Raw genomic sequence first — 11526 nt, 5'->3', positions numbered from 1 at the left:
GCCGGTATGATGGGCACGCCCTCGTAGCCCAATGGAAGAGGCAGGCCCCCTAAAAGGGTCACAAGTGTCGGTTCGAGTCCGACCGGGGGTACTGACTGTGTTCATGGTCCCTCGCGGGCCCGGAACGTCGCTCGCGGCGCGGAGAACCGGTCTCTTCGCCGCCCGCCAGCCCGCCGCCGCCCTCAACGGACGGCCTCCGGACGCAGCCCCTCCCGGCGCGTTCCTCGCTGCGGCAGCGACTCCTCCTGCAGGGACCGGTACACCGATCGCGCTGCTTCCGGCCGTCGCCTTGGGGGCAGACGGGGGGCCGCCCGGGGCCTGCTCGCGGGGTCAGGCGGGGCCGTGGAGTTCCAGGAGCAGTTGGAGCTGGGTGAAGAGCCGTTCACCCGGGTCGCCCAGGTCGATCCCGCTGATCGATGTCGCGCGGCGTACGCGGTAGCGCAGGGTGTTCGGGTGGATGTGCAGCCGTTCGGCCGCCACACGCGCGTCTCCGAAGGCCTCCAGATAGACGAGGAGCGAGTGCACCAGGTCCGCGCCTCCCGAGCGGTCGTGCTCGACCAGTCGGCTCACTCTCGGATCGCGCAGTGACGGATCGTCCCGCAGATAGGCGAGGGTCTCGCTGATCAGGACTTTGGAACGCACGTCGGAGATGGTCGCCACCTCCCACGACATTCCGCGCTCCAGGTCCCGGCCCATCGCGTCCAGCACCCGGTCCGCCTCCGCGCGTGAGGACGGTACGTCGGCCAGCCGCTCCACCAGTGATCCCACCGCCGCCTGGACCTCCAGGTCCAGTGTGGACCGGGCCGCGAGCACCGTTTTGCGGGTCAGGGCCAGCACGGACCGCTCCACCCCCAGCCACCCTTCCCGGCCGCGTACCAGGTCGGGCAGGAGTACGTACACCCGTCCGTTCAGTTCGGTGACCAAGGAGCTGCGGCGGTAGGCGGCCGTGTGCACCGACACCAGGTCGATGAGCTGCCGGAGCCGCAACTCGCGTTCGGGCCGGTCGCGCGGCCCGGGCCGCTCCTCCCCGGAGGGGTCGCCCTCGCTGTCCGCTGCGGCCTGGTTCGCCACGGAGAACCCGACCACCAGTGCCCCCCGGTCGGTGTGCACCTCCACCGTGTCGGCCAGAGCCGCGGCGTCGATCCGCTCCTCCAACAGACTCGACAGCAGGTCCTCGCGCAGCCGCAGCCCCGCGCTGGTCTGCGTGCGCTGCCGGATCATGTGGAGCGCGGTCGTGCGGGCGGCCCCCAGGAGGGCCTCCTCCGCGTGCTCGGACAGGGGCTCCGAGCCCTCCTGCACCCAGATCGCCCCGAGGGGCTGGCTCCCCGCGTGGATGCCGATGGCCAGCCTGCGGCGGATTCCCAGATCGGGGTGCTCGTCGATACGGACCACCTCCTCACCCGACCGCAGTTTGGTGAAGACCCCCCACTCGCGCAGCACGGAGAGGTAGGGCTCGGGGCCCCGGCGGCCCAGGACGGACAGGCGGCGCAGTTCGTCCACCTCCGAACCCGAGGAGTAGGCGAGGACCCTGCTGGCCGCGTCCTCGATGGACACGAGCCCGTTGGTCAGCCGGGCGATGGTCTGAGCCATGGAGAACAGGTCCCCGGAGGCCTCCCCCAGTTCGTCCGGGGCGGAGGGGCGGGTGTCGTGCACGATGTTCTGGCACACCGACTGCAACTGGTCCCAGCGCACCTCCGGACGGACCGCGAGCAGGGCGATCCCCGCATCCTGGGCCTCGGCGCGCAGCCCCGCCATCTCGTCCTTGCCCGCACGCCGGTGTGTTCGGGGGCTGGAGCCCGCGGGCAGTACCTCCTCCGGAGGGGCGTGTCCGCCGGTCTTGACGGCCACCGCCGTCGCGCCCTGGTCGGCGAGGGCGCGTACGAGTCTGCGGGCCGCGCCGCCGCGGGCGCCAATGAGCAGGACGAGGTCGCCCGTGTGGGCCTCAGCACGGTCCTCCGGGTCGAGGATGGTGACGTTGTCCACCCGCACATCCAGGCCGGCCGGGGCCGCCGCCACGTCCATCACGGGGTCGCCCACGACCAGCAGGAGGCGGCGCAGGGGGATTCCGATCTTGTGATGCCCTTTTTCCCCTTCGTGAACAGGCATGGTGTGCTTCCTCACAGGATCGGGGGGTACGGACCGTTCGCGTGCGGTGCGACGGTCCGCCGATGGGGAGTCAGAAAACATGTATGCCCTATTTTGTTCCATTAGACAAATAAGCCTGGCAAAGAGTGGCCTCGTCCACAAGGATGCGCGGCCCTGATTCTGAGAGCTTGGAATCAGCTCAACCCTGCCTCGAACAGGGACAGACTTCCAGGGAGGTGCCCCATGGACGCCGTGACCAACGTCCCGCTGCCGAAGAACGAACCCGTTCTGTCGTACGCGCCCGGCAGCGCGGAGCGCGACGAGCTCGTCGCCGCGCTCGCCGCGCTCGGCGGGGAGCGCATCGACCTGCCGATGCACATCGGCGGTGAGCGCCGTATGGGCGGGGGCGAGCGCATCGACGTCGTGCAGCCGCACCGACACTCCGCTGTCCTGGGAACCACGGCCAACGCCACCCACGACGACGCCCGTGACGCGATCGCCGCGGCCAAGGCCGCCGCACCGGCCTGGCGGGCGATGTCCTTCGACGACCGTGCCGCCATCATCCTGCGCGCGGCCGAACTCCTCGCCGGCCCGTGGCGTGCCACGGTCAACGCCGCCACGATGCTCGGCCAGTCCAAGACCGTGCAGCAGGCGGAGATCGACTCGGCGTGCGAGCTCATCGACTTCTGGCGCTTCAACGTCTCCTATGCCCGCGGCCTCATCGAACAGCAGCCGCTGAGCGTGCCCGGTGTATGGAACCGGATGGAGCAGCGCCCGCTGGAGGGGTTCGTCTACGCGATTACGCCCTTCAACTTCACCGCCATCGCCGGCAACCTGCCCACCGCCCCGGCCCTCATGGGCAACGTGGTGGTGTGGAAACCCTCCCCGACCCAGCAGTTCGCCGCCGAGTTCACGATGCGCCTGTTGGAGGAGGCCGGACTGCCCCCGGGCGTCATCAACATGGTGACCGGCGACGGCCTCGCCGTCTCCGACATCGCGCTCAACGACCCGGAGCTGGCCGGTGTGCACTTCACCGGTTCGACCCGCACCTTCCAGCACCTGTGGCGGACGGTCGGGGAGAACATCTCCCACTACCGCAGCTATCCGCGCATCGTCGGTGAGACCGGGGGCAAGGACTTCATCGTCGCCCACGCATCCGCCGACCCGGACGTCCTGCGCACCGCGATCGTCCGCGGGGCCTTCGAGTACCAGGGCCAGAAGTGCTCGGCCGTCTCGCGTGCCTTCGTTGCCCGCTCCGTCTGGGAGCGGGTCCGTGACGACCTCGTCGCCGAGACCGAGGCGGTGAAGATGGGCGACGTCACCGACCTGTCCAACTTCATCGGGGCGGTGATCGACCGCCGCGCTTTCGACAAGCTCGCCAAGGTCCTGAAGGACGCCGAGGCCGACCCGACCCTGTCCGTCATCGCGGGCGGTACCGCCGACGACTCCGTGGGCTACTTCGTGCGGCCGACCATCATCGAGGGCTCCGACCCGACCCACGACGTGTTCCGCACCGAGTACTTCGGTCCCGTCGTCGCCGTCCACGTCTACGAGGACGAGAAGTTCGAGGAGATCCTGGAGACCGTCGACCAGGGCTCCGCCTACGCCCTGACCGGCGCCATCCTGGCCAACGACCGCGCGGCGGTCGCCAGGGCGACCGAGGCCCTGCGCTTCACCGCGGGCAACTTCTACATCAACGACCGGCCGACCGGATCCATCGTGGGCCAGCAGCCCTTCGGCGGCGCCCGGGCCTCCGGCACCAACGACAAGGCCGGTTCGGCGCAGAACCTGTCGCGCTGGGCGAGCCCGCGTTCCATCAAGGAGACCTTCGTCGCTCCGACGGACTCCTCCTACCCGCACATGGGCTAGAGGCCTTCCTCACGGCGGGTCGCCGCTCTACCGCTTCCCCTTGAGGGAGCGGCGACCCGCCACTTCCGTCGGTCTCCTCCGGCGATACCCGCAGTCCGCGCGAGCCGAACGGCTCACACACGCTTCCCCGGAGGTCTCCATGCTCCGCAAACCCCTGCTGCTCGCCGGCAGATCCGCCAGTTGCCGGAAGATCGTCGAGCGCACACCCGTCACCCGTGGTCTCGTCCACCGCTTCGTCGCCGGATCCACACTCGGGGAGGCGCTGCCCGTCGTCTCCGGTCTGGCCCGGGACCGCTACGCCACACTCGACTTCCTGGGGGAGGACACCACCGACCGGGAGCAGGCCACCGCCACGGTGACCGCCTACCGGGACCTGCTGGCCGCGCTGGGGGAGGCCGGCCTGGGCGACCGCGTCGAGGTGTCGGTCAAACTGTCGGCTGTAGGGCAGTTCCTTGACCGGGACGGTGAGCGGATCGCCCTGGACAACGCACGCAGGATCGCCGAGGCCGCACAGGCGATCGGTACGACGGTGACCCTCGACATGGAGGACCACACCACCGTCGACTCCACACTGGGCATCCTGCGCGAGCTCCGCGCGGACTTCCCGTTCGTGGGCGCCGTGCTCCAGGCCTACCTGCACCGCACCGAGGCGGACTGCCGCGATCTCAGCGGCGCCGGGTCCCGCGTGCGCCTGTGCAAGGGGGCCTATGACGAGCCCGCGTCGGTGGCCTTCCGGGACAAGGCCGAGGTGGACAAGGCGTACGTGCGCGCGCTGGGCGTCCTCATGAAGGGCGAGGGCTACCCCATGGTGGCCTCGCACGACCCGCGGATGATCGCGATCGCCGGGGAGATGGCCGAGGCCAACGGGCGCTCGGACGACGACTACGAATACCAGATGCTCTACGGGATCCGCGACGTCGAGCAGGTGCGCCTGGCCGCGGAGGGCAAACGCATGCGCGTCTATGTGCCCTACGGCGACGAGTGGTACGGCTACTACATGCGCCGCCTCGCCGAGCGGCCGGCCAACGTCCTGTTCATGGCGCGTTCGCTGGTCACCCGGAACTGAGCCCGGTGGCGGGCGGGGCGTCCCGGCCCATTCCCTTCCCGCCCGCCACCGCCGCCGTCCGCGCTGCTCGGGGTGCCGGTATCCCAACGGTGACACGGGTGCGGAACCCGTGAGAGGGCCGATACGTTACCTTGTGGGCAGTTAACCACGCGCGAAAGGCCAAGACGAGACATGCGGATGCGGAGTTCCAACCCCGCGCTCAAGCGGGTGCTTCAGCAGTCCGGATCCGGCGGCTACGCTCAGCAGGGGTACGGGCAGCCGGGCTACGGACAGCCTCACCCCCAGCAGGGCTACCCCCAGCAGGGGTACGGGCAGCCGGGCTACGGACAGCCCTACCCGCAGCAGGGCTACCCGGCGGGGCCCGCCCAGGGTATGGGCGTCCAGCGGATGACCATCGACGACGTCGTCGTGCGCACCGGCATGACGCTCGGCACCGTGGTGCTGTTCGCCGTCGTCAACTACTTCCTCTTCACCTACGTCAGCCCGGGCATGGCCATGGGGCTGATGTTCGTCGGCATGATCGGCGCCCTGGTGCTGGGCCTGGTGATCGCGTTCAAGCAGATCACCAGCCCCGCGGCGATCCTGCCCTACGCCGCGCTGGAGGGTTTGCTCGTCGGCGGGCTCTCAGCGGTGCTGGCCTGGCAGCTGGAGCTGTCCACCGGTGATGCCGGTGCGGGCGGCTCCCTGGTCACCCAGGCGGTCGTCGGTACCGTCCTGGTCTTCGGCGTGATGCTGGCGCTGTACAAGTTCCGCGTGATCAAGGTGACCGACGGCTTCGTCAAGGCCGTGGCCTTCGCCGCACTCGGCGCCTTCGCGCTGATCCTGGTCAACTTCGCGCTGAGCTTCTTCGTCTCCGGCGGCCTGGGCCTGCGCGAGCCGACCTTCCTGGGACTGATCGTCAGCCTGGTGTTCGCGGTCATCGCCGCACTGACCCTGGCGATCGAGTTCCGCGGGATCGAGGAGGGCATCGCCGCCGGGATCCCCAGCAAGTACTCCTGGCAGTTCGCCTTCGGCCTGACCGTGTCGCTGGTGTGGCTCTACATCGAGATCCTGCGCATGCTCTGGATCATCAAGACGATGTTCTCCGAGTAGGACCCGAGCCCCGGAGGGGCCGCTCTCCGGGCCGTGGTCTGGTGGGCGGCCCCTCCGTCGTGTGCGGGCCGCGGCCCCGGAGCGGTTGTGCCTCAGCTCCGCCGGGGGGCCGGGATGGAGCGGTTGCGCCGCCGCCGATCATGCTCGGCGACGATCGCGTGGGCGTACCACCGGGGCAGGCCGTACTCGTCGGCGAGCCAGTTCGAGCGGTCCGAGCAGCGGACCAAGCCGGGGCCCTCGTCCAGGGCCTCGAACCACTCGTGGAGTCCTCGTCCTGTCACGTCCGGGATGCGTTCGATGAGCTTTGCGTGGATCTCCGGCGAGTGGGTCATCGGCATGGGCACCTCCGCGCGTTGGTCTGCGGCACTTACTGTGACCCTGCATCAGGATCACGTTTCGGACAAGCCCTGGACACCAGCTTTTACTCTGGGGGACCGACAGTGTTGGCCAGAACCCCCCCAAAAAAGGGGAAAGCCGACCGCCCTCGGGGCGGTCGGCTTGTGTGTTTCGGCCTTAGCTGAGCCGCTCGAAGACGGCCGCCATGCCCTGGCCGCCGCCCACACACATGGTCTCCAGACCGAAGGTCTTGTCGTGGGTCCGCAGGCCGTTGAGCAGGGTGCCGGTGATCCGGGCGCCCGTGCTGCCGAAGGGGTGGCCGATGGCGATGGCACCGCCGTTGACGTTGAGCCGCCCCTCGATGTCGATGCCCAGTCGGTCGGCGGAGGGCAGCACCTGGGCGGCGAAGGCCTCGTTGATCTCCACGAGGTCGATGTCGCCGATGGACATGTTGGCGCGGGCCAGGGCCTGCTTGGAGGCCTCGACCGGGCCCAGGCCCATGATCTCCGGGCTCAGGCCGGTCACGCCGGTGGAGACGATCCGGGCCAGCGGCGTGATGCCGAGCTGCTTGGCCCTGGTGTCGCTCATGACCACGACAGCGGAGGCACCGTCGTTGAGGGGGCAGGCGTTGCCCGCGGTGACGGTGCCGTCGGGGCGGAAGACCGGCTGGAGCTGGGAGACCTTGTCGTAGGTGGTGCCGCGGCGGATACCGTCGTCGGTGCTCGCCACGGTGCCGTCGGGGAGGGTCACCGGGGTGATCTCACGTTCCCAGAAGCCGTTGTCCAGGGACTTCTCGGCGAGGTTCTGCGAGCGGACGGCGAACTCGTCCTGACGCTGACGGGAGACGCCGGTGATCTGGGCGACGTTTTCCGCGGTCTGGCCCATGGCGATGTAGACGTCAGGCAGTCGGCCGTCCTCGCGTGGGTCGGTCCAGTCCGGGGCGCCGCCCTCGGCGCGCTTCTCCGTCCGGGCGGTCGCCTCCTGGAAGAGTGGGTTCTGGTTCTGCGGGTCGTCGCTGGTGCCGTTGGCGAAACGGCTGACCGTCTCCACCCCGGCGGAGACGAACACGTCCCCCTCGCCGGCCTTGATGGCGTGGTAGGCCATGCGGGTGGTCTGGAGGGAGGAGGAGCAGTACCGGGTGATCGTGGTGCCCGGCACCGTGTCGAGTCCGAGCTGGACCGCGATGACCCGGGCCAGGTTGTGGCCCTGCTCGCCGCCGGGCAGGCCGCAGCCGAGCATGAGGTCGTCGATGCTCTCCGGGGAGAGTTCGGGGACCTTGGCCAGGGCCGCACCGATGATCTGCGCGGCCAGGTCGTCTGGGCGGATGTCCTTCAGCGAACCCTTGAAGGCGCGGCCGATCGGCGAGCGCGCGGTGGCGACGATGACTGCTTCGGGCATGTGTCTGGTCCCATCCGGTGTGGTGGCACTACGGTGGCGCGTCTGGAGGTGGCCGGGCGGCACGGGCCTGCCTCGACTCTTGGGGCGCCTCTTGTTACTGACCAGTTAACCTGTCCGGTCCCCTCCGCCGCCACTCGGGGCCGGTCCTGGCGTGTCCGCCGGGGCGGATCCCGCGGGGCGCGGGGCGTCGGCGGAGCCCGAGCGCTCCCGGCCCGCACCGTTCAGACGCCCTTTGCGTGGACGGAAGGGGGCGCGTACGAGGGCGGACCAGCGTCCGCGGACGCTCGCGGGGGCCGGGGCGCCGGCGGCGCGGGAGACCTCCGTGCCCGGGGTCCGGGCCGCGACGACCGCGGCCCGGTCGACCGGCAGGATGTCCTCGGTGCGTGCGGGCTCCTCCAGTTCGGGCAGCAGCCCCAGTGCCGCGCAGACCGAGGGCAGGATGGCGGCGGTGGCCTGGGAGTACCCCAGGGCCGAGGGATGGAACCGGTCCGGACCGAACATGAGGTGGGGCTTGGAGCGGAAGTCGTCCGCGAGGAGGTCGCTCATGGACACCGTGAGCCCGCCGACCTCGGTGACGGCGATGGTCTGTGCCGCGGCGAGCTGCCGTGAGGCCTGCCGGGCCACCGACCTCAGCGGCCAGCCGATCGGCTGCACGGTGGACAGGTCCGGGCAGGTCGCCACGACCACGGCCGTCCCCGCGGCGACCAGTCCGCGGGTGGCCTCGCGCAGGCGGGCGACCGCGTCGCCCAAACGCATGCGGCGGATGATGTCGTTGGCGCCGATGAAGACCACCGCCACGTCGTAGCGCTCGGAATCGCGCAGCGCCTCGGCCCGCTCGATCTGGGCGTCCAGGTCCGCGGATGCCGCGCCGGGCGCGGCGGTGCAGCGCAGACGCACCGGTCGGTCGGCGGCCGCGGCCAGCCCCTCGGCCAGCAGGACACCGGGGGTCTGCGCGGCCTCGGCGACCGCGAAACCGGCCGCGGTGGAGTCCCCGGCCATGAGCATGCGCAGCGGGGGACCGCCGCCGTCGCCGTAGACGCCGTCGACCCGGGGCCGGTCCCACGCCGTGGTGCCGACCGCCCGTTTGGCGAGTCGGGCCTGCACGTAGAGGAGGGCGACGGTTCCCGCGCCCACGAGTGTCACCCCTCCGCCCCCGAACGCGGTGGCGGTGGCGATACGCCTTGCACGTGCGGCGCGCAGCATCGGACCACCTCCGAGGCTCGTCCCCCGCCCGCTCCGAGACGGGTGGTACCCATGTGAGGGTACCGAGGCGGTCGCGCCGCGTCACGTATCCCCGGGGGGAGACCGCTCTCCCCTCCCACAGGCCCCGGGCGTCGACCGGCCCGGGGACGGGGGACGGGAGTTTCCCAGGGTGACGGACTAGGGTCTGGGTGTGATGCGGGTCGCGCCTCGGCCCGCGGTCCCGGGCGGAACCGGCCGGGACGAGGTTCGGGCGGGCCGCGGACCCGGTCCCCAGACACCCAGGGAGCCTACAGTGCGGGTACACGATTCACTGATCGATCTGGTCGGCGGGACCCCGCTCGTCCGTCTGCGCAAGGTCACCGAGGGGCTCGCCCCGACCGTTCTCGCCAAGGTCGAGTACTTCAACCCCGGCGGCTCGGTCAAGGACCGCATCGCCCTGAGCATGGTCGAGGCCGCGGAGAAGAGCGGCGATCTCCGCCGGGGCGGCACCATCGTCGAACCGACCTCCGGCAACACCGGGATCGGTCTGGTGACGGTGGCACAGGAGAAGGGATACCGCTGCCTGTTCGTCTGCCCGGACAAGGTGGGGGCCGACAAGCTCGCCGTGCTGCGCGCCTACGGAGCCGAGGTCGTGGTCTGCCCCACCACCGTCGCCCCCGACCACCCCGAGTCCTACTACTCGGTCTCCGACCGGCTCGCCGCCGAGATCCCCGGCGCCTGGAAGCCCGACCAGTACGAGAACCCGGAGAACCCCCGGTCGCACTACCGCTCCACGGGGCCCGAGGTCTGGGAGCAGACGGAGGGGCGCGTCACGCACTTCGTCGCGGGCATCGGTACCGGCGGGACCATCACCGGTGTGGGGCGCTACCTCAAGGAGGTCTCCGGTGGGCGGGTGCGGATCGTGGGCGCCGATCCGGAGGGGTCGGTCTACTCCGGCGGCACCGGTCGCCCCTACCTGGTCGAGGGGGTCGGGGAGGACATCTGGCCGGGCACCTACGACACAGGCGTGTGCGACGAGGTGCTGGCCGTCAGCGACAAGGACTCGTTCCTCATGACGCGGCGGCTGGCGCGCGAGGAGGCGCTGCTGGTCGGCGGCTCCTGCGGCCTGGCGGTCGAGGCCGCGCTGCGTGTGGCCCGGGGCGCGGGCCCCGGCGACGTGATCGTCGTCCTGCTGCCTGACGGCGGCCGCGGCTACCTCGGCAAGATCTTCAACGACGAGTGGATGGCCGACTACGGGTTCCTGTCGGCCGAGACCGGAGAGGCCACCGCCGGACAGGTCCTGGACGCCAAAGGCGGGGAGATGCCCGACTTCGTGCACACCCACCCCCACGAGACGATGGGCACCGCCGTGGCGATCATGCGCGAGTACGGGGTCTCCCAGCTGCCGGTGATGAAGGAGGAGCCGCCGGTGGTGGCGGCGGAGGTGGTCGGCTCCATCGCCGAGCGCGACGTCCTGGACGCGCTCTTCGACGGCCGCGCCCAGTTGACCGATCCTGTGGAGGGCCACATGGGACGTCCCCTGGCCGGCGTGGGCACGGGGACGCCGGTGAGCGACTGCGTGCGCCTGCTGCGCGACTCCGGTGCCCTGGTCGTGTTGCGCGACGGCCGTCCGGCGGGCATCCTCACCCGGCAGGACCTGCTGGCGCACCTGTCCGGCTGAAGGGGAGGGCCTAGCGGACCGGCCGGTACCGGGGCACTGCTACCCTTCACGCCATCATTACTGGCAGGTAATAAAGGGGAGCGCGCGTGTCGCGGCTGTTGTCCTGGACCATCCGTTCCTTGTGGTCGTACGCGAGGAACAAGGCCGAGATCCGGGCGGACTCCAGAGCGGGGCGGAGGTTCCGCCGTTTCGGTGCGGGCTCGTCCATCGCCTTCCCCGTCGCCACCGTCTACGGGGAGCCGTGGATCGAAATCGGCGAGTGCACGGTGCTGGGCGCCGACATGACCCTCGCCGCGGGGATGGGCCCCGGCTACGATCTCGGCCCCGACCCCGTGGTCCGGATCGGGTCGGGCTGCGCGATCGGGCGCGGATCGCACATCGTCGCGCACAAGTCCGTAGACATCGGAGACCACGTCTACACCGGCCCCTACGTCTACATCACGGACCAGAACCACAGCTACACCGACACCGAGGCCCCCATCGGCCTCCAGTGGCCCGTCGACGACCCGGTGACCATCGGCCCGGGCACCTGGCTCGGCGCCAACGCCGTGGTCCTGCCCGGCGTCCACCTGGGCCGCAACTGCGTCGTCGCCGCCGGAACCGTGGTGCGTCCCGGCCGCTACCCCGACCACAGCGTGATTGCGGGTGTCCCCGGCAGGGTCGTGCGCACCCACGACCCCGAACTCGGCTGGGACCCCCCCATGCGCGGGAGCGGCACGCCCACGCGGGTGCCCACCCCCTCCACCGGTCTGCCCCCGGGGGTTCCCGAGGATCCGCCCGAACCCGGAACGCACAGCCACTTCCCGCCCTGCTGACC

9 protein-coding genes and 1 tRNA gene are annotated in these 11526 nt (G+C 70.8%); 6 read left to right on the top strand and 4 right to left on the bottom strand.

Translation table 11 applies throughout. The annotated features are described in order from the left end of the window. The first annotated feature begins 17 nt into the window (after positions 1-17). Positions 18-91, top strand: a tRNA-Leu gene (locus B042_RS0114750). Between the two features lie 239 nt (positions 92-330). Here B042_RS0114750 and B042_RS0114745 read toward each other — a convergent pair. Continuing rightward, positions 331-2106 carry a PucR family transcriptional regulator gene (locus tag B042_RS0114745; protein ID WP_036555142.1) on the bottom strand — a complete coding sequence of 592 codons (1776 nt, stop codon included), beginning with the start codon at positions 2104-2106 and terminating at the stop codon, positions 331-333. Positions 2107-2328: 222 nt separating this feature from the next. Between B042_RS0114745 and pruA the strand changes: the two genes are divergently transcribed. The 3 genes from pruA (at position 2329) to B042_RS0114730 (ending at position 6112) form a co-directional block, all read left to right on the top strand. Then, positions 2329-3954 carry an L-glutamate gamma-semialdehyde dehydrogenase gene (gene pruA / locus B042_RS0114740; protein WP_028648953.1) on the top strand — a complete coding sequence of 542 codons (1626 nt, stop codon included), beginning with the start codon at positions 2329-2331 and terminating at the stop codon, positions 3952-3954. A 139-nt stretch (positions 3955-4093) separates the two neighbouring features. Then, positions 4094-5020 (top strand): proline dehydrogenase family protein, encoded by a 927-nt coding sequence (locus B042_RS0114735; RefSeq protein ID WP_028648952.1) that lies wholly within the window; start codon positions 4094-4096, stop codon positions 5018-5020. 171 nt (positions 5021-5191) lie between these two features. After that, complete coding sequence (locus B042_RS0114730; RefSeq protein ID WP_028648951.1) at positions 5192-6112, top strand: Bax inhibitor-1/YccA family protein; 921 nt, start codon at positions 5192-5194, stop codon at positions 6110-6112. A 92-nt stretch (positions 6113-6204) separates the two neighbouring features. On the opposite strand, the gene B042_RS0114725 is transcribed toward B042_RS0114730, so the two are convergent. The 3 genes from B042_RS0114725 to B042_RS23305 form a co-directional block, all read right to left on the bottom strand. Further along, complete coding sequence (locus tag B042_RS0114725) at positions 6205-6450, bottom strand: DUF4287 domain-containing protein (RefSeq protein WP_028648950.1); 246 nt, start codon at positions 6448-6450, stop codon at positions 6205-6207. A gap of 175 nt (positions 6451-6625) precedes the next feature. Continuing rightward, entirely contained in the window at positions 6626-7846 is a 1221-nt protein-coding gene (locus B042_RS0114720; RefSeq protein ID WP_028648949.1) for an acetyl-CoA C-acetyltransferase, read from the bottom strand. A 105-nt stretch (positions 7847-7951) separates the two neighbouring features. Next, complete coding sequence (locus B042_RS23305; RefSeq protein WP_036555139.1) at positions 7952-9049, bottom strand: GDSL-type esterase/lipase family protein; 1098 nt, start codon at positions 9047-9049, stop codon at positions 7952-7954. 292 nt (positions 9050-9341) lie between these two features. Here B042_RS23305 and B042_RS0114710 point away from each other — a divergent pair, with 292 nt between their 5' ends. Next, on the top strand, positions 9342-10709 hold the full coding sequence (locus B042_RS0114710) for a cystathionine beta-synthase (protein WP_028648948.1): 1368 nt from the start codon (positions 9342-9344) through the stop codon (positions 10707-10709). A gap of 86 nt (positions 10710-10795) precedes the next feature. Beyond that, the gene (locus B042_RS0114705) at positions 10796-11524 is read left to right on the top strand and encodes an acyltransferase (RefSeq protein WP_028648947.1); all 729 of its coding nucleotides are present in this window, start codon (positions 10796-10798) and stop codon (positions 11522-11524) included. Positions 11525-11526 lie beyond the last annotated feature (2 nt).

The sequence above is a fragment of the Nocardiopsis sp. CNT312 genome (assembly GCF_000515115.1).
In the GTDB taxonomy this organism is placed as follows: Bacteria; Actinomycetota; Actinomycetes; order Streptosporangiales; family Streptosporangiaceae; genus Nocardiopsis.
Note: the sequence above shows the minus strand (reverse complement) of the source record. Positions and strands in the feature narration are given on the sequence as shown.